Origin of the sequence: Acinetobacter sp. TR11, from assembly GCF_027105035.1 — a bacterium.
In the GTDB taxonomy this organism is placed as follows: domain Bacteria; phylum Pseudomonadota; class Gammaproteobacteria; order Pseudomonadales; family Moraxellaceae; genus Acinetobacter.
On record NZ_CP114256.1, the window covers coordinates 70,945 to 90,773 of the forward strand.

General features: G+C 33.5%; 16 protein-coding genes and 1 pseudogene. 2 read left to right on the forward strand and 15 right to left on the reverse strand.

Annotated features, from left to right (window positions below; translation table 11 throughout):
- Positions 1-38: 38 nt before the first annotated feature.
- Positions 39-734, forward strand: coding sequence for an IS1 family transposase (locus O1450_RS00310; RefSeq protein ID WP_269228136.1), 696 nt, complete (start codon positions 39-41; stop codon positions 732-734).
- A gap of 86 nt (positions 735-820) precedes the next feature.
- On the opposite strand, the gene O1450_RS00315 is transcribed toward O1450_RS00310, so the two are convergent.
- From O1450_RS00315 to O1450_RS00325, 3 genes are all read right to left on the reverse strand, one after another.
- The gene (locus O1450_RS00315; RefSeq protein WP_269229283.1) at positions 821-1,516 is read right to left on the reverse strand and encodes a hypothetical protein; all 696 of its coding nucleotides are present in this window, start codon (positions 1,514-1,516) and stop codon (positions 821-823) included.
- 1 nt (position 1,517) lies between these two features.
- Positions 1,518-2,468: a hypothetical protein gene (locus O1450_RS00320; protein WP_269229284.1), complete on the reverse strand. Its 951-nt coding sequence runs from the start codon at positions 2,466-2,468 to the stop codon at positions 1,518-1,520.
- A gap of 436 nt (positions 2,469-2,904) precedes the next feature.
- Positions 2,905-3,387, reverse strand: coding sequence for a hypothetical protein (locus O1450_RS00325; RefSeq protein ID WP_269229285.1), 483 nt, complete (start codon positions 3,385-3,387; stop codon positions 2,905-2,907).
- Between the two features lie 89 nt (positions 3,388-3,476).
- Between O1450_RS00325 and O1450_RS00330 the strand changes: the two genes are divergently transcribed.
- Entirely contained in the window at positions 3,477-3,689 is a 213-nt protein-coding gene (locus O1450_RS00330; protein ID WP_269229286.1) for a helix-turn-helix domain-containing protein, read from the forward strand.
- Here O1450_RS00330 and O1450_RS00335 read toward each other — a convergent pair.
- From O1450_RS00335 to O1450_RS00390, 12 genes and pseudogenes are all read right to left on the reverse strand, one after another.
- On the reverse strand, positions 3,638-5,065 hold the full coding sequence (locus O1450_RS00335) for a DNA cytosine methyltransferase (RefSeq protein WP_269229287.1): 1,428 nt from the start codon (positions 5,063-5,065) through the stop codon (positions 3,638-3,640). The two genes, O1450_RS00330 and O1450_RS00335, sit on opposite strands and share 52 nt — an antisense overlap.
- A gap of 62 nt (positions 5,066-5,127) precedes the next feature.
- A complete protein-coding gene (locus tag O1450_RS00340; RefSeq protein WP_269229288.1) occupies positions 5,128-6,351 on the reverse strand; it encodes a PP_RS20740 family protein in 1,224 nt (407 codons plus the stop codon).
- Positions 6,352-6,362: 11 nt separating this feature from the next.
- A complete protein-coding gene (locus O1450_RS00345; protein WP_269229289.1) occupies positions 6,363-8,300 on the reverse strand; it encodes an ATP-binding protein in 1,938 nt (645 codons plus the stop codon).
- A gap of 68 nt (positions 8,301-8,368) precedes the next feature.
- Positions 8,369-9,973, reverse strand: a complete 1,605-nt coding sequence (locus O1450_RS00350; RefSeq protein ID WP_269229290.1) for a Tn7-like element transposition protein TnsE — start codon at positions 9,971-9,973, stop codon at positions 8,369-8,371.
- A complete protein-coding gene (locus tag O1450_RS00355; protein WP_269229291.1) occupies positions 9,966-11,489 on the reverse strand; it encodes a TnsD family Tn7-like transposition protein in 1,524 nt (507 codons plus the stop codon). The genes O1450_RS00350 and O1450_RS00355 overlap by 8 nt, the downstream gene beginning before the upstream one ends.
- Before the next feature lie 13 nt (positions 11,490-11,502).
- A complete protein-coding gene (locus O1450_RS00360; RefSeq protein ID WP_269229292.1) occupies positions 11,503-11,985 on the reverse strand; it encodes a hypothetical protein in 483 nt (160 codons plus the stop codon).
- Positions 11,986-12,030: 45 nt separating this feature from the next.
- Positions 12,031-12,832 (reverse strand): IS5 family transposase gene (locus O1450_RS00365; protein ID WP_269228195.1). Its coding sequence is split into 2 segments (ribosomal slippage): positions 12,031-12,567 and positions 12,569-12,832, totalling 801 coding nucleotides; the frame shifts between segments, so codons are not numbered across the junction.
- A 65-nt stretch (positions 12,833-12,897) separates the two neighbouring features.
- Positions 12,898-14,025 (reverse strand): annotated as a pseudogene (locus O1450_RS00370) (ATP-binding protein); the annotation flags it as partial.
- Positions 14,026-16,116 carry a transposase gene (locus tag O1450_RS00375; protein ID WP_269229294.1) on the reverse strand — a complete coding sequence of 697 codons (2,091 nt, stop codon included), beginning with the start codon at positions 16,114-16,116 and terminating at the stop codon, positions 14,026-14,028. It lies immediately after the preceding pseudogene.
- The gene (locus O1450_RS00380) at positions 16,100-16,933 is read right to left on the reverse strand and encodes a heteromeric transposase endonuclease subunit TnsA (RefSeq protein ID WP_002132325.1); all 834 of its coding nucleotides are present in this window, start codon (positions 16,931-16,933) and stop codon (positions 16,100-16,102) included. The genes O1450_RS00375 and O1450_RS00380 overlap by 17 nt, the downstream gene beginning before the upstream one ends.
- Positions 16,934-17,383: 450 nt before the next feature.
- On the reverse strand, positions 17,384-18,181 hold the full coding sequence (locus tag O1450_RS00385) for an E2 domain-containing protein (RefSeq protein WP_150378047.1): 798 nt from the start codon (positions 18,179-18,181) through the stop codon (positions 17,384-17,386).
- On the reverse strand, positions 18,178-19,716 hold the full coding sequence (locus O1450_RS00390) for an adenylate/guanylate cyclase domain-containing protein (RefSeq protein ID WP_150378048.1): 1,539 nt from the start codon (positions 19,714-19,716) through the stop codon (positions 18,178-18,180). The genes O1450_RS00385 and O1450_RS00390 overlap by 4 nt, the downstream gene beginning before the upstream one ends.
- Positions 19,717-19,829: the final 113 nt, after the last annotated feature.

Consider the following 19,829-nt stretch of genomic DNA (forward strand, 5'->3'; position numbering starts at 1 on the left):
AGGAGGCAACGAGGAACAATTCAGCTATATTTAAATGTGTGAAAATCGAAATAGAACTTCATTGTCCTCGATGCCAGAGTACAAGTATAAAGAAGAATGGCATTAAACACGATGGTAAGCAAAACTATCGTTGTAAAGAATGTAATAGGCAGTTTGTGGGTGACCATAATTTGACGTATTTAGGCTGTCATTCAAAAGCGGTCAAATTGATTTTGCTTATGCTTGTGCGATGTTGTGGCATTCGGGATATTGCAAAGATTACGAGGTTTAGTATTGGCAAGATACTTAAAACGCTTACACAATCAAATCATGAAATAATTCCTCAAAGAACTCATTATAAATGCTTGGAAGTTGATGAATTTTGGACATTTGTAGGCAACAAGAAAGATAAGCATTGGCTACAGTACGTCTATGATAGAAGTAGCGGAGAAATAGTGGCTTTTGTATGGGGAGGAAGAGATGCTCATACAGCACAAAGGCTAAAAAACCGTTTAGAAGAACTGGGTATTACTTATGATTGTATATCGAGTGATCATTGGGAAAGTTTCATCAAAATTTTTAAGCCGGACCAAGAAGGGAAATATTATACAGTCGGGATAGAAGGAAACAACTGCCGATTAAGACACCGCATAAAGCGAGCAGTAAGAAGAACATGCTGTTTTTCGAAGAAGGTATTGAATCATGTAAAAGCTTTTAATCTTGGATTCTTTTACATTAACCACGGTTTTGTATAGTGATGTTAAAATGATCAGCATACATTTTGAAACACCACCAAATAAAAATGGCTCCAATTCTTATATGAAAGGAACCATTCTAACACTTAAAGATTGAAAGCCAATTTTTCTACAGCTTTAGGCATATAGTTCGTTAGTGCTGGTTGTTTAACAAGACCCAATAACTCGTAGACTTGACCACCAATTCCTGGGATTACTTCACCACTATTGCTGTCCTTTTGTGAATCTTTTGCAAAATACACAAAATTAAATTTTGATGAAATATCACATGGAAATTCTTTAATTAATGATATTTCTGAATTTTTATGAACTACAGGTGCTACAATAAAAATTTGTTTAGAATTTTTAATTTGACTTAGCATAGCAATCAAATTGGTGCGAACAACGCAACTACCTGACATTACAGATTTAACGATAATTATATTATCAGCTTGTTCAAATCCAGGTTCTATGAATTTATGAACAATTGGCGCTACGCTACCTTTAGTTGGTAATTGATAATGATTATTCCAAAAAACGGCAAGTTTTGTGGAAATCTGATTTTGCTTCAGTACGGATTCGACACCAGCTTGTAAGAAATCAGCATCTTCTGCCGTAGATATAATCAAGCAATTTTCTGATTTGTTTAAGTCCTGTACCAAAGATTCAGCTAATAACTTACCTAACTCTTTCATATGCTCACGATAAGCCCTTGGATTCGTTTTAGATTCCAATAAACCTTGCAAATGATCTTTTGCTAAATGATTAGCAATATTACTGTAGGTACGGTTTTTTATGCCCATTCTAAGCTCCTCCTAAAGGAGAAGAATCTAGGGATGTGTCTATGTTATTTAACTCGTCACTAGTTAAACTCATAAATAACATCGCTAAATCTTTAGTGTTAGTAATTTCCTGATATTTTGACTCAGGAACTTGTAGGATGAAATCTAAAGAAGCAGTGACTTCAAAGCCAGTTGCTATACATAAATATACCCTACCAGATTGTAATCTATAAGTTGTATTGTTGGAAGATGTCGTTACAATTTGTTCAACCCACTTAGGTATTTCACAATTGGTAGAAGTATTATTTCTAAATTTAATAAATGGATTTGGGTATGCACTTGAGCAAGCCTGTTCAAAAATGCTTTTAACGTCCTCTGAACTTCTGCCTTGTAAAACTCCTAAAATTAAATTTGCAGCGAAATCAATTTGAGATGGTTCATCAGTTTCAATTAAAGTTGTTACGTAATGCTTTAAATTAGTTTGATCTAAAAGTTCCACTAAGTTTTTACAATAAGGGAAAAAAATACATGTGTTAAGTTTATTCAATTTTATAGGTACTTTTTTTAGATTATCAATTCTTTTCTTTTCGCATGACACTAATAAATAATTTTTTGATTTAGTAATATTATGAAATTTTTTATCCAAGATAGTTTGGTGCTTACATCGAGTTGTGATGTCACTAGTCCAATTTGCTGCTGAACCAGAGGAGTTTTTAGCTTGAAAATTATGTTTGATAGATTTTTCCAAATCCCAGTGACATACGTCATCAATAAATGCTAATTCTTGACAACTCAATAAATGTTTTCTGTGATCTATATCTTGTGAGCCTAACTCGAATGCTTTAAATAATTGAAAGAAATTTTCATAATCTCTTCCCTTTTTATTATTAGTACCTCCAATATGTATTCTTTTTAGGTTCAAAAGAACAGCCTTTCCTAGCTCTTTTTCTACAAATAATTCAATTTCACTCAAGATAGATGATCCTATTTATCGATATAATTTATATACTAAAAATATCTTTAAAATGAATAATTATCAAGTGGACTAAAGAGCGGTTATGTATATTAAGTTCTTAAAAAAAATCACTATTTCTCACTGTTGTTAAATAATTTAAAAGTGCTATTTTTGTTTTGAGAAGTACAAGTAAATAATATTAGTAAGGTATCCTAACATTTAAGCATTAAAAAAACCCAACCCACTGTTTAATTAGTATGGTGGTTGGTGTAAGAGAGTAATAAAGTCTCATACTAAACTAGCCTTATCTCATTGAAATTTATAAATTGTAAATAATTGAAGAAAAAATAAAGTTTCATACTAAAAATTATTTTTTCTTCAATTTTCACTACCAGTTGAGTAATAAAGTTTCATACTGAAATGAAACTTTAGGCTCGTTTAATCCATTTTCATATTATATCAGTGATGTTAGAAAGTCAGTGTAAGCTTTCAGTTTTTCAATATCTTGAAGTAATTGGTTTTTTCTTCTCAAAATATCAGTTTTTAGTTCTGGAAAGTCTATCAGAGCCTGTTCAGAAGCTTTAATTTGGTTTTCAAATATCTTTTGCTTTTCTTTTAGTTCTTTAGCCTTGAAGCCAAGTTTTCCTGAGTCATTTTTAACGGTTTGGATTTCAAATTGCTTTCTAAATGTAGTCATACTTTTTGTTTCAATAAATGTTGAAAGTCTTGGATTGTCTAAATGAATGTTTTTGATCAAATGACCTTGATGTACAAGTTTTCTAAGGAGTCTATAAAGTTGTTGTTGGTTGATTCGTTGCTTTTCATTTTCTGAAAGATTTAATTTGTTCCAAATTTTGTTTGATGTCCATCCATCGATTTGGCTTTGAGATAGAAGTAAAAGAAAAGATTGAAAGATAGGGGAAGCAATTTGTTTCATAATGGAAAGCTAGAAAATATTAAAAGAGGATTATAATCCGTGGATATATAGTCCTCAAATAGTGATAGTTCTGTTTTTTAAGCATTTGAATGTTTATGTCAGAACTTACTATTCAATTTGGGCAATTAGTTCGCAAATACAGAAAAGAAAAAAGTATGTCACAAGAGCAATTGGCATTGCTATGTAATATGGATCGAAGCTATCTTGGACGGATTGAAAGAGGAGAGGTTAATCCCACTTTGGAAAAAATCTATGAACTGGCAAGTGCTTTAGAAATTTTACCTTCTAAATTAATTCCTTGAGTTAGAGAGATCTCTTTCTGATAATTAAGTAGTTCTAGTTTTAGTTCATTACAAATATTATTAAACTCATTTAATAAAAATAATCCGATACCCTCTGCCATTAATGGAGGAATGGCATTGCCGACTTGAGTGTATTTGGGGCAGCTTACTTTTCTTCGTTCTCCACCAGTTGTATAAGGGCCATGAAATTCGAACCAATCGGGAAATGATTGTAAACGAGCACATTCTCGTACAGTTAAGATACGAGGTTCGTCATAATGTAATAAATCATCTGGCAATGTTGTGATAGTTGGAGCACATTCCGATGGATCTAAAACTTTAGTAATTTGCTTTTTTGTATTGAAAGTATCTAATACATAATCTTTTGGCAGAGTTCGCATTCTTCGCAATTGATATTTTTCAGATAGTTTAGGGTTATTCAAATCGTTTAAAATTCTTTTAAATTTATTTTTTATAATAGTAGTATGGTTGGCCAAGCGTAGTCCTGTTGGTAAAAAATCTTCTGCAAGTCCATTTCTCATTAAATCAATATAACTTTTATTTAAATTTTCAGGACAATGTGTGCTGGAAATTTGTAGAAACTTATCACTTGAAATATCAGTGACATTTTTTAATTTATAAGCACGATTATGCTTGTTTAAAGTTTTTAGGTCCGCAATAGCCTCTTGTGCAGAAACTTTTTCTGGCAAATTTTTTATAGATTTAAATGCTTTAGCGAAGTTATTAAAACGCTCTTCAAAGAAAGGAGTAATTTTCTGACTAAATTCCAATATTTGTTTTTGAGATAAAGAGAAATTAATTCCAATTATCTCTTCAAGGCTAATACCAAATAATATAAATCGAATTCTATGTTGAGGAACCCCCCAGACAGAGCAATCTTCAATGAATGTTATTGGCAAATATCCTAATTCCGCTAATTTACTTTTGATACTATTAGCCGTGGCGGGTTGATCTTTGATTTTATATGTTATGCCTTTAACATTTTCCATCAAAATAATTTTGGGGCGTACTAAAGAAACTACTTTCAGATAGTCGTATACTAATTTACTTCTTGGGTCATTGGGATCTCTACGCCCAGCAGTTGAGAAACCTTGGCAAGGAGGACCTCCAACAATCAAATCAATAGATTTAGTACGGCCTAATTCCGCTAAAAGATGAGATTTTTCCAATATAAGCTTGTGTATGTCATAAGGCTGAATAGGTAGATCTTGTTGACTCCACTGATATTGATTAGAACTTGTTCCATCAATCAAGTTGAATTTTAAAGATTTAAATGCATCTGGATTTTTTTCTATAGCAAAAGTACCTGTAAGACCTGCCTGAAGAAGTCCTAAAGAAAGCCCGCCACAACCTGCAAATAAATCTATAAAGTGCATAACTCTATTTCATACCCAAACATAAGTAATGTAAAGGACAAGGTTGAAGAAGTCCAGGAATATTATGCACTATCACTACTCATGACGTCAGTTGATATTAGCGGTTGAGGTTGTTCTAATCCTTCCATAATACTATTGATGTGTTCAGCAGTTGTTTGTAATTTCTCCAAGTCATTAGTACATATTTGATTTAAATAATCATCAGTGTGATAACCAGCCTCTTTTAAAAGATCGATTTGTTCTTTAACGAATTGAGCATAATATTCAACGCCACCTTCAATCATTATGTCATCTAAATTTTTAATATTTGCTAGCTTGTTTAAAGGATTCTTGGCTTGTTCAACTTTGGTTGGAAGAGGTGGACTAGCATTCGGAAAGTTCATGACACGTGTAAAGACAAAACACATAGACATCATATCATTAGTGTTTTCTCCTGTAATGTCGTACCGAACCACGTTACTCAATTTTACTTTAAAATACCTATTATGCGCAGTTTTGATAAGCCAACTCATTAAACCAACAACGAGCATATTAATATGCTTTTGATTTTCTAAATCAGATCTAACAACCAAATTATTATTCAAGAGAATATTGGAAAAGGCTTTAATAAACTCTTGGAAATAAATTTCTTCACTTAAATTTTCATCAATACAGGCAACTAGTTCTTCATAGAGTGCCGAATTTGTAGTGTCCTTTGATGATCTTGTTGTGATAAATAGCACCCAACCTTCGGAAATCTTTTGAAATTGATACTCCATAAAGTTGTGCAAAGCTTTTAAACGGTTTTCAGTAGCATTCGGGATGACATTTTCACAAAAATCCAAATTTACTACATCAAAGCAGCCAAACTCATTCAATTTATCAAATGCAATAGATGAGGTGTTTTCAAGATAGTCAAAGTTAAGTTGCTCAACTTTAGAGCTTTTATCAACTCCATCTAAATCCATAATTTTACTAAGTTGGGTTTGTGCAGATGACCAACCTGTTTCAGTATTAATTAAACCAAATAAACAAATCTTTTTCTGAAGCGATGGTAATTTTTGCTGAAAGAAGCGAATATCCAATAAATCATTACCTGGTAACCCAAAATATTTAATAGTATCAATACCAGGCTTTAATTTTCTTACAATATGTTCTTCAATTTGATTCCACCATTGTTTGTGGCGAATCCACTGTTTTCTTGGTTTATGCCATGGCAAGAATTGTTTTTTTTCACTGACATTATTTGTAATTACTTCAGATGTTCCAAAATCATCAAATGTAGTATCAAAATCATCAAATTTCATTTTCATTACTCTCAATCTACATTCAAAACTTTAGAAATCATTTCAAATATGGTTTTTCTATCGTCAGCAGATAAACCATCGAGCAAATCAAAAGAATCAAGAACTTGAATAATAGCTGATACTTTTTCCTTTAATACTTCTTGGCGTGGGTTTGGTCTTTCATCACCAATCCATCTTGAAAATTCATTCTGATCTATTACATAACTATCAATTTTACTTTCATTATTTGAAATAAACTCAACAGGTCTAATTTCATCAATTTCTTTACCTTGTTTCTTAGCAGCATCAATGACCAAATCTGATAATGATTGACTACGAAAATTAGTAATAGTTTCAGAATTTTTATGACGTTCTTCTCTTTTAATTTCTTTATACTTACTAATAACTTGCCTTAAGGCATCGTGAAGCCAACGCATAATAAGTTGATAGTGTGGATGTGATATATTAAAGGACTCTCTATCAATATTTAATGCTGAATCTAAACCTTCATTTAGAAAAATTTCAGCTGTTAACTGCCCTCGAATAGTATATTCTGAAACTTGATATTTCATGAATGTAGTATCAAATAGAATACCAGAAGCATTATTTATTCTGAGAATAACGCCATTATGCTCTTTGGGAATTACTTTTGGACACCATAGAATGTAGGCATCAAAAGATAATTCTCCACCAGTAATATTTGGTTCATATCTGCTTAAATCTGGTTTTGCTGAGCCAATAAATAGAATAGGTTCTTTTACGATGGCTTGAGTAGAGGGTAGTTGGGTAAATTTAATAGGTCTAAACAACTCAACATCATCAATAAAAACTTGGAAACCAGTAGAGTTTGTTTCAGTTTTAAGGGTAAACAAATCTTTAATAGTTGTATTATTATTCAATAAAATTTTTTCTGATTTACCACCCTTTTTATTGCTTAATTGAAAAACATGAGGGTATTCATCATTAGTTAATAAAAATGGATGCTTTTCAATATAATCTACGGGAACAGATAAACCTAAGACCCATAACATATTTAAGTAGTTATCAAGGTCTTCTTCTAATTTTGGTGTAACTGTAGTATTCGTCCTTTCAATCATAGAATTATAAAATTTAGTAAATTTTTCCTTTGGAGTATCTTGTTTAGCCCAAGGTAACTTTGGTTCAATTTCTAACTTTTCATGATCATTGATATCTGTACATCCTATATGAAAGGTTCTTTGTATTACTTCGCTTTCATCATCTACAGATTCTTGAAGCCAGAGATCAACACTCTTAAGTTGGTCTTTAGCACTTTTTTTTATATTTTTTAAAATAATATCAGTACCGTGAGCCTTAGTATTAGATGTTTTCTCAGTCTTAATTTTTACTACACCCGTATCGAAACTTTCTCCTCTTTTTTCTTTTGAAGAAATAATTTGTTCTGAATAATTATTAAGTTCAATGTCTGCAATAAGATAGTAGTCAGTACCAGCTTGTTTTGTCACGATAGTAAATGTTCGGGTAAGTTGAGCAACACTAAATAAACCAATTCCAATTTTACCTATTAGTTTCCTTTTTTTCTGAGGACTTAAAGTCGGGTCATCTTCATTTGTTATACCAAGAGATGTATTTCTAGGATTGGCACTTCTTTTGGCACTTCCACCTATGTGATAAATTAAATTTGCTAAAACTTCTATAGACATACCATTCCCATCATCTCGGATAGTCATATGGTTAAATCTAGGGGCATCTGTTTCTATATAAACTGTTTCAGCATCAGCATCGTAGGCATTTGAAATTAACTCACGAATTGCCGAAGATGGTTGACGATAAATACCATCGGTAACTCTAGCTAATACTTTTTCATCAGTAGAAAGTTTTGCTTCAGAAACTTCTCCATTTTTTAATTTGGTTGTTATGTCTTCAACTAGAGTAGTTTGTTTTTTATTTATGTCATCTGATGGTGTTGTATTTTCAAGTTTATTTGTCACGATTAAATCCCAAATTTACAATAATTTATTTGTTGGTTTTTACATAATATATGAAAATTTACGTAAATTTAATTTTCTAGGCATTTATTTAGTCTATTAAGCCAGGTTTCTAATTCATTTTCTGAGATTTCTTGTTTATCGATATCCATCCGTGGATGATTCAAAGTACTACTCTTTAAGCTTATTCTTTTCAGAATGCCCTTAGGCCATCGTAAACATTGAGTGACTACAAGTTCTAGTACTTTTACTCTATCATTAGTATGCCAATGATTTGTATTTTTAAGCGATAAAATACGTGTTGAAAGTGGTTTCTTATTATCAGAAGTATCAACCTCTAAGATCACAATATTTTGATTATTAAGTTGAAAACTAACTTCGGCTACACACCTAGGATTACCATCAGTTTTTACATGTTTGGAATGACCTTGAATATTTGGTAGTTTGTGTAATTGAAAGCTAAAATTATTGATAGGGTTTTTTTTGCAAAATAAATCAATCATTTGTTGAAATGCAGAGAATCGATCAAGATACAGATGAAGATCTTCAGTCTCATCTTCTGCACCGTTAAATTCAGCAGAGGGGACAGAGCCTTCAGATACTGGTTCGTTAGTACTAACGTCAGATGATTCATTGGCAGATAGTAGGTCTTGATCTTTTGTGCCGTAATTTCTATGTCGAGTTTTTTTTGATGCTTTTCTTGTCTCAATTGCTTCAAGAAACTCAAAACTAGTAGGAACTACATCAATAATTTGCACATCATCATTGTTACCTTCTTCGTCATCTTTAATTGTTGGTTCTTTCCCATTATTTTTAGTGCCTGAAGAGCTTTCAGTTTTACCACCTGATTTTGACTCTATGAATTTATCGCTATAGAACTCAACCTCTTTTGATATATGGCTTGAGATTTTTTGAAAACCTGAAATTTCATTTACGAAAAACTCTGATGTTTCAGCTCTGTAATAACCATAGGTATCGAAGATTACGCCATCAAGTTGAGGTGGGTTAAAACAAAAATTCCAGATACGATATTGATCAAAATCATAGCCATACTGGGTGCAAAATTGGCTGATACTTTCAAAAGATTGTCGAATATCGCTATCAAGTAGAATCCAGGATAGGATTCTTCGTATACCTGCATCGTTGAAATGAGAGGTAGGATAGGAACAAGCAGGCAGAATGTTGATGAAGTAATGATCTGGGTTTGAAACAATATCAAAATCAATACTTAGACTATTTTCTAAAACTGCTGATCTTGCAAGATATGGAGTATAGAAAAAGAGCGATCTAGCAAGTTCAAATTGTGGAAGCCGAACTTTGATTGTTTCGGGCATTGGCTGTCCAAATTGATCGACTCGAAGAGCATCAAATAAGAAATGGTGTTCTAAAAATTTTCCTTTTGTTAAATCTGAATTGTAAGTAGAGGACACCCAATCTTGAGTTGAGGTGATTTTAAACCGTAAATGGTAACCTTTAGTGTATTCTTGCGTGGGATTGATATGACTGTTTTTCCTCAATAATTTTGCATTGGAAAAATTAGTATAGTCTGATGAGATCAGGCCATCTTCATTTTCTAGGCTTAAGTTAATTGCCCAAGTAGTAGAATTATGTTTTTTAAATAAAGCACCAATCTTTTTTATTTTCATATCTTTAGCTATGTGACTTATTTTAGCCATGATTAATCCTTTTAATCTGATTTAGAAATTTAAGAGTTTCATCGGTAAATCTTTCTTCGCTTAATCCCGACTTTCGTAATATTTTCCAACCAACTTGATGCTGATTAAGTATTTGAAATTGAATAATAGTTCGAGTAATTCTTCGGATTTGATAACTGCTAATATCTTCTGAATAAATATCCAGAAATTTATTCGTTAAAGGAAGTCGGTGTAGGTTTTTTTCTACAGTAGAGTGTTGTGGTAACTGTTTTAAATACCAATTTCTTGATTGTCTAGGCAAACTCAAATCATCTAATGATTTATAGAATACTTTGAACAGCAGTCTTACCAGTTGCCAGTCCCTCAGAGGCCAGTTAACTTTTTTAAAGCCTAATGTTGATAAAACATGAAATTTTTTATTTTCCGTTAGCAGCCAAGTTTTATCATTACGATAAAGCCATGCGTATAAAGCGGCATTTTTGAGTCTAGAGGGCTTTATTCCATATTTTTGGATCAAAGATACCCACTCATTACGTTTTTCTGTGAGTGTCGATATGTCTTTATATTCCGTTCCTTGAATTTGTGTATCAGTATTGGAAGGATTAGATGGAATCTGATGGATTTCGCTTACAATGGCTTTCCATGTCCAGCCTTTAGGATAGAAAGTTTCTAAGACAATAATATGTTCAAGATAACTGAATGACTTATGATGTTTTCTAAAAATAGCTCTGAGCCAGCTTGTTTCAGCATGAAGTCCATCCAGATGATGTTGTTGTAACCAATTTAAATCCCATTTTTTTATAATAGCAGTATAAATTTTTGTATGATCAATGTGTTTAGCACCTTTGCCGAATCCTAATCGCTTTGCAATACGCTGATAAAATTGACTCCATTGATGAAATGTTGGTGCTGATATTGGAGGAAGCTGTAAAAGCTCTTCAATACGTGTACTAATAATCAAATCTAACTTATGAGCAGGATTGGTAAGTTGCTTCCGATCTAGGATAAAACTTGCAGGAATAAATTGATGTCGTCCATTCAGATGGAGTGGTGGTAAAAATTCTGACAATTTAATTTTATGTTTGCTACAACAATTTGCGCCTTGGATGTACCAAACTCTTGACCAAAAGAATTCTCCATATTGGCGATATTGGTTTTTCAAGCAAAGGCTGCAATATCGATGCGTTGAAATTTGCTTAACTTTGGATGCAGCAACCCCTAATGCTAAATGGATAGAACCTTTTGATTGATTCCCCATCCATTGAAGGCATTTTAAACGTGTATTTTCTGGAGAAAATATAGCGTGGATTGGGAAAAGCGTATGTCCATAAACAATCTTTTCAAGCGTGTAGTTCGATGATAAATGCGTTAAAAGGCATATTAGATGGCTAGGTAAGTCAATCGTTGCAATGACCTTACGATTAGCAAATACTTCTTCGAGTAATTGCTTAGGACTTGTAATAGCATGGTGAATTCCAGCTCTTGCTATCGTGCTGTAAATTAGCTCATTAGGATATGGTGTAGGAAAGTTCAACATGCCAATTCCACTATTACATTGATTGCACCCAAATTTGAGTATCAAAAATCAAATCGCTTGATTGAAGAACGTCATGAAAATTTTGTGATTTTTGCTTTTGAGAAAATTTAAACCTTAAATCATCTGACGGTAAGCTCATCCATTCACTTTGTTTTATTTTTTTGAGATTCATTTTTTCAGATTTAATTTCTTTGTCCGCCTCAACTTCAGTTAGCCAATTCGAAACGATAGGCATGAGTTCTTGCATATTGAGATGAGGAAAGTCGGCAAAGGCTTTTTTGATTACAGCGATTACTTTAGATTCTGGATATCCAGTGGCAATAAGTAGGTTGTGCAATCTTTGTGCATGTACATTTCCATTGTATTGTTCAACATTATCTTGTTCTTCTTCTATTTTTTTCTGAAGTAAAAGTAATGTTTTGTCTACATATGGAATAGTTAAGTCGGAATAAAGTGCAATGCGATTAGGATCTCCTGACTTGAGTGCTTCTATCATTGGATGGACAAATTTGAGTTCATCCTCATAGACTTGTCTAAGAACCTATCCAGAATATTTTCTATGCAAAAGTAGCCTTAAAAAGGCTAAATTAATGAACTGAAGGCTCGTATTTAGGTGCTTTTCACAGTTTTTCCAAAGCCTTCTACATTTTTCTAACCAAGCAAATGATCTTTCCACAACCCAGCGTTGTGGTATGACTGCAAATTTATGTAATTCACTTCGTTTAGCAACTTCAACTCGCGCTCTGATTAAATCATTAACAGCCAAAGAAAAGGGTTCGCCTGTATAACCACCATCAACAAGTACAACCTCTACATTTTGTAAGGTGTCTCTATGTAAAGTTATGGCATCTAATGCACCTTGACGATCTGTTTTATCTGCTGTCGTAATAAATATTCCATGAGGCAGACCTTGAGTATCAACAATGATATGTCTTTTAATCCCTGAAACTCTTTTACCAGCGTCATAGCCTTTATTACGTGCGGTATCTGTGTTTTTTACACTTTGTGAATCAATGATGATAAAGCTCGTTTGTTCTTTCCGTCCATTGTTGATACGGGCCTCGCCAACCACATTTTTTTAAAGCCTGCTCAAGTATGCTAGGTTCAGTTTCTGATGGTTTTCTATTCCAAATCGAGAAGTAATAATGCACAGTGCTTTTAGGTGGAAAGTCTCGAGGAAGCATACTCCATTGACATCCACTTTTTAGAATATAGAGCAAGGCGCAAAACACTTCATAGACATCAACGACTCTTGGACGCGTTTGTTTTCTTCCGCTCAATAGTAACGGTTCAATTTCTTTAAAGGCTTCTCGACTAATGTCGCTGGGATATGGTTTTCTCATGGGGGAGAATTTAACAAATTATTTTTCCAATTGCCAAAAAAGAATGAAATTAATATTGGATAGGTTCTAAGCAAACGAGTTGTAATTTTTTCTAGTCCTGTCATGATCGCTCGGCATTGAGCCAAAACAAAAAGTTTGACGACTATATCCAATACTCCTTGAGAAAGTTCATACCAGCAGTCTCGAATTTCATCACTCAGTAGCTCTTTATTGGTTAGCCATTGGTACTTCCAAAGAGCATTGGTGAAAGCCATCCATTCTGTTTTAGTTGCGGTATTTGATAATGGGGGATTGTTCTGCATAGGTTCCCAAATAGCAGCCCCCAAACCAGCCCCACGACGTGCTGAACGCAGGTCACCATCAAATATAAATTTAGCTTTAGGTGTGCCGACCATAACCACTGGCAAACCTACAACATTGATTAAGGTGACAAAGAAGTTCAGCATTTTTTCAGCACCACCTGAATTTTTAACACTTAGATGTTGGATTTCGTCAATGACGAGTACACCAATAGCATAGGTATTAGTAATTTGACGCATATAATTTAAAAGGGCTTCGATTCCTAATCTCTTTAAAGCCACTTTTCTTTCAAAATCTGTTCCTAATGCAACATCAATCGCTTTAAAGAAATGCAAACAGAGGTTTTTCAGTGAACCATCATGAGGGCAGTCTATTTTGAGATAAACGAGCTGTGTAAAGTTGTATTTTTCATGATAAATCACTTGAGGATAAAGGTTCAGAATTCGCTGAAGCGTTGTGCTTTTACCACTGCCTGAACAACCGATAAGTGAATAGCTTAAAGCTGTAGATTTTGGGGCATCAAAACGAAAGGCATTAATGTCTCCTGACATGATACGTTCATAACCATTTTGCAAATGTTGATGCAATTTCCCATCAGCAATATTGCGCCCTACATAGCCTTGACGAATTAATATTGCTATTTTTTGCTCTAATGAAATATGGCGAGTAATTGGTTGAAAAAATTGATGAAGAAGTTGGGATGCAAGGTGAATTCTTTCGTTCTTAGATCTCAGAATATCTTGAGGATTAAAGTCTACTTTACCAATCAGATTTGCTTTAATATCTGAAATTTCTTGCATGATTGGTGGAAGAGCTTCAATAAATGGATTGTCTTTATATTCACCGAAACTAGGTGTGTAACGTGCTTGAATAAAATTTAAAGGCAAACTCATTTAGTCATCCTCATCAAATAATTCATCAGTTAAATCAGGATAGTGAACAGCTTCAGCCTCAAGAGAAGTGCTTGGTGTTTTGGCTTTAGGCATTGGAATAATATTTGTATCTACTATTTGTTGCTGTTTTACCTGAGCTTTGCGTTCCCTATTTTTTTCATTTGCTTTATTTGTAGATATTTCAGCGATACGTTGAGAGGGTTTAATTGGGCTTTTTACATTTTTGGTTTTAAGTTTCTCACTGATGAAAGCTTCAAGTTCTCTTCGTTTTTTTGATGCTTCTAATTCATGCTGTACAAGGTTCTCTTTCTGGGCTTTTTGTTTTTTTTTGATTTCCCAAAAAGTACAATCCAAGAATTCTCTAGATCGAGCGGAGAGAGTCCCTGTCCAATATTCAAGACTATTATCCTGTGGAAAAATATAAATTTTATTCATTAAATAAGGATCATATGCAGCCTCAAGATTTTGAGGACGAGCATTTCCTGTTTTTCGATGCAACCAACCAAGATCGAGTATTTCTTTCGCTAGATAGTAAAGACCGAATGCTTTGATACCTAAATCTGATATTGTGATTTTGGTGCGTGGTAATAAGGCGATTCTAAGAGCTTCTTCTGGAACACTTCGCAATTTTCCAGTTCTATTTTGAATGCCCCAATTCCATAAATGTATGGGAATGGTTGGTAAATCATTAGGCATATCAGCTTCACGATCATATGTCTTTAATACATGAAATTGATTATGTGAGATGATGCAGGCAAGAATGATTTCAGTAAATTGATGAATATTTAATGTTGCATCTTGACGGTAATCTCTCCCCCCAGCCTTTCTTACTGTAGTACCTTCAACAACACCTTTTCCTTTACCTTCTTTTTTGAAATAAGCTTGATATGTATTGAAAGCTTGCTCTACGATGCCTTTAGCATCACCACGTCTAGCTGGTGCATTTTCAAGTCTCAAAGCGAAGGTTTTTTCTAGTGCTTCAATTTGATAGCCTAATAGTTCTCCTCGGTCTGCGAGTAGGGCATCAGGTAGACCAATCGCTGGCCAATCTTCTGACTGAATTGATATCCCATATTTAGCACAATAGTTAACTTTATCAGTCATTGCTGTGTTCAGTGCTTGTATTGCCGCTAAATATGAAGGTGATTCAAAACCAATATAAAAGCCAGCGACTAATCTACTGAAGACATCAATTACAAAATAAATAGTAGGTCTGCCAACGATACTTTCTGGATTTGAGTTTGAAACTAGATAAATATCAGCAATCGTTGCATCAATTTCATAACGTGATCCAGGCCCCAATGCTTGAGAACTAGAAGTAGATTGTAAAGGTCGATAGTCCTTACGGTAGTTGGAAGTACTAATACGATATTTAATACTTTCAATTTTTTTAAATTCCTTTTCGTAGTAGTACTTAAACTGCCATATAGTCGGAATATCTGCTTCAGATGTATCTGGATAGAGATTTTTATAAGTGGTTTGAAATTTTCGATAGACAAATGGAAGCGAGTGTTTATTGTCTTTTAAAAAGAATAATTTAATAGTGCGATAGAAAAGCTTTTCAATTTCTTCATTAACATTGATGCCTTGTTCTTCACTATTATAGATACGAGGGCGTCCTAGTTTTTTGTCTTTAGCAATTCTTTTTTGACCTTTAGCTCCACTATTTCTGTAATCAGGAAGTAATGCATTAGGTGTTTGTCCTCTTTGCCAATATCTACGAGCTAAGCGATAAAGAGTTTGTTTGGTGACTTCATGCTGAGTCATGATTTCATGAATTATTTTTCCTCTTTGAGTGGGAATGAAAAATAATTCATGAGAGATTAGAGGGTAAATAAGAGTGTAATTTTGATCACGTTTTATTTCTTGTGTAGATCCTTTTTCGGGCTGAAAGAAGGCAAGTGACTCATGTGGGTCTACTGTTCTTTGGATACTGCTATCTTCTAGACCATTTAATATTTCTGTTTTAGTTATTTCGATGGGAAAAGCATTTTTAACGTCGAGATTAATCCAAACCACAGAGTGAGGCAGGATAGATAGAATCCTAAATAAAGAACTTTCAAAACTTAATACCTCATTGATTTTCAGCATGAAGTACCTCATTCCAAATATTAAGTTGACCCAATTGAATATGATCTGTTCTTAGATCTTTAAATGAAATATTGAGATCAAATATGAAATACCGCTGAGCAAGTAAGTCTCTGATTTCTCTTAAAGATTGTCCTATTTCAAAATGATATTTTTGATCAATGATTCTCGTTAATTCATTAATCTTTTTAGACTTATTTTTACTAAAAATTTCTGCATAAAAGTTTAGTTTATCTAACGTATCTTGTTCACTCAGTTTCATAGTATTTATTGAGCTGTACATCCATTGAATATTTTGGCTGACAATTCTAGGAACTTGGTGTTCAGTAAAAATATAAAAAGGAATGTTTTGCTGTTTCCAATATTGTCGTTCGATTTCTATTTTTTCTATTGTACGTGGGTCATTGAGAGCATTTGAATATTTAACTTGGATTGCAAATTTAGGAGATATTGAATTATTTGTATCCACTAAAAAATCGCTTGTCATGATTTGATAGTGTTTCCCAAATCTAGGGTGAGCGATTCCAATTGTCTCCGCAATTTTTAGAGTTTGTTCGAGATCTAAGGGATATTGTTCTCGAATATCGATAGTAGTGGAATGCCATTCCAGTAATAAAAAAGCAGAAAGTTCTAGATCAGACAGAAGATGATGGGTTCTTTGGCTTTTATGACCAAAAACTCGGTGAGATCGACCTTCTGAACTCACATCTCGAATTGTAATCCAAGGCTTATAGTTATTTCCAAAACCCTGTCCTCGTCCTTCTTTAATCCACTTTTGAATTTTGAGTTCATGATTTTGTGTGTTCTTAAAATTAGCCATAAAAAAATCCACACAACATGCTTTTTAGAGCATAGCTTGTGTGGATTTTTTGAGCAATCTAGTATTACACTTTATTACTCAGTATGAGACTTTATTACTCAGTATGAAACTTTATTACTCTAATACAGTTGGGTTTGATTTGTGTTTGAACAATAAAGTTGTAAACTTATGGTTTAATAAAATCAATGAGTTAAAAATTTAATACGTTCCAATTTTTACATTAAAGTCTTAAACTTGATTTAAGGCTTTAATTTTGAATTTAACAATATAGTTGTAAACTAAGAAATCAATATCTGATCTTTCGCTACACTTTTCTTAAAAGCTTAGTTTCTCTAACATGTAATATCTGATGTTATCGGTTAGTCTAAATCTAAGTATTAGGACTTTTATTATTTTTATGCGAAAGCAAAGAAGCTCTATCCCAATATTTTAGAAATAGGTTGGATAAGTTCACATTTCTTTAAGAGGGCATTCATCTAACGTACCACAACATGTCTTTCCTTTGAAATGGGCCCAAAAATTTGCTTCTTCCATTTTCCAATGGTAATAGTTGATCGCAAAATCGACAAAATATTTTTGGTGCAATTTTTTATTGCAGTTCCGTAGAGTGCTTTTATAATGTTTTTTACTTCGGCATCCGCACAGGCATTTTTGTCTTAATATGGCTATTCGCTTAAACTTTTCCCATACTACATACCATAGTAGACCATTTCTCAGTACCTTATAATAACTACCATTGCCTTTATTCGTCTTATGATAAGTGACCTGTATAGTGTCTGAAAAAACTAAATTTTTAAAATTTTCCCCAACTTTATCAAGTGCTGATAAAGCATCTCTTTGAAATTTGGCTGCTGAACCATGAGCCCAGGCATTTTGGTCAGGCCATTGTCTTTTGTTATGAACTCGTTCTTGTTTAAGTAAGAAGCCAATAAGTGTTTGCCACCAAAAAGCTGCTTTCTCAATGTCAGTAATACTTAAATCAATATCATTTTGCCAAGCTAAGCAGAAAGTACCATCAGAGTTGATATGTCGTTCTGGACAACATTTGGGTAATATCTGACTCGATTCAGACACCGCAACCCTATCATCTTTAACAGCATGAATCTCTAATTGGTAGGGAACAGTTTTACCATCGACTCTTTTCAAATTAATTAAAACATTTAAACATGATTTATCATGACTCTGAACTATAAGTTCAGAGTCATGAGTATTGTTCAGAGCAGTTACTAATAGTTCAATTGAGCTCATTTACAATAAGGTCTTACTACTTGTGTGCTTGCTTTCTGCATTAATGTAGAAGCACTATCATAGGCAGCTTCTTTTACGGACGTGGCTGAGGCATTTTTAGAATCAGCCAAAGACTCAATAACTTCATTGTAATCAAGGTGATTAGCTTTTCTATGATGGTTAAATAGTTTTTTGATGTCATCAGGAGCATGCCTGTAAGCTGCTTCACCCAAAGCAGTTTGATTCCCATCACATCGCATTTGAGTATTTTCTGATTCAATAACAGAACGACTTATACAACAACGTATTTTTTTACCCTGTTTTCCTAAACGACTGATAGCAATAGGTCCATATTCTAAACCGATCTGTAAACCCAAATCTCCTGTATCAATACCATTTTGAGCAAGTATTTCAAGTGCTAAGTCAAAACTACTTCTCATAGCACTAGCACAGATTACAGCAGTAGTGATAGTTTCAGGAATATTAGTAGATTGTGATGTTCCCTCACATATTACGCCATGAACACAATCTCCAATAAAGCGAATACGACGACCTCCAAAATCATTTGTTAATACACGTTCAAGTTCTGAACGGAGTACATGCAATACTTTTACCACCGCTTCAGGGTTGCTATTGATATGTTCAGTTACATAGTTGGTAAAGCCATCAATATCTGCATATATAGAAACAGCCTCTTGACGTTTTGAATTTCCTGGTGTCAGATTCAAAATGTCCATATCTTTAAGTGGAGGTGTTTGACGAGTAAATTTAAACTTACCAATAGGGTGAGAATTTAGATCATTACGCCAGCATTCAATAATTTGATCAACAGTTACAGGAATTTTTGTTTGTGAAACAATTTGATTAATATCAATATTATTTAGAGCTGTATTTTTTTCTGAACCAACCCGATTGAGACCAATCACTTCTCTGGCTCGATTAGTCATAAAAATACCTGATGAGTTACCACCACTTGCTATTTTAGCAGCGTGATTAGCTGGATCGCCTAGAAACAAGGGTTCGCGATGTCCATTACGCCCATTGTTTACAGTTAAAGCAATTCCGCTATCAATACCAACTCTCATTTTTGCTTGGGGAAGAGATGTATTGTCTTCATCTCGTTCATCATCAAGTTGGTTACTTACGTCTAAAATGGTTTTTGCAATAGCTACAGCTTTATAAATACGTTTTGATTCTGCATCACTTTCTGTATTATAAGGTTGCGTTATAACTGCATGAAGCCGTTGGTTATGATAGTCAACACGGATGGCCCCACAGCTTTCTAGTATCTTATCAATAGCTCGGTAGTGTAGGGATAAAAACTGTAATACACGCTTATGACATGTTTCTCCCTCAGAGATTGTAGTACCTAATAAGCCATCCATATTTAGTATATCAATATATAGATGAACCCCATCTAGGACACATGCTTCGGCAGTTTTGATATTGTTCAAATCTCTTCTTTTGACATACTCAGTAATTGTGATGTTGTTTACTTGAGCCAAACAATTGTTGATGCACTTTAGTGCAGCTTCTCGATTCCAAATCTTAGCCACGATGAATTTTTGCCTTTAGAATTTTCTAACTTATGGATGGGGGTTGATCATGAAAAATTCAAGCCCAACTGGGCTTTTATTTTGATTAAAATTCATTCGTGCTTGGTTCTTGA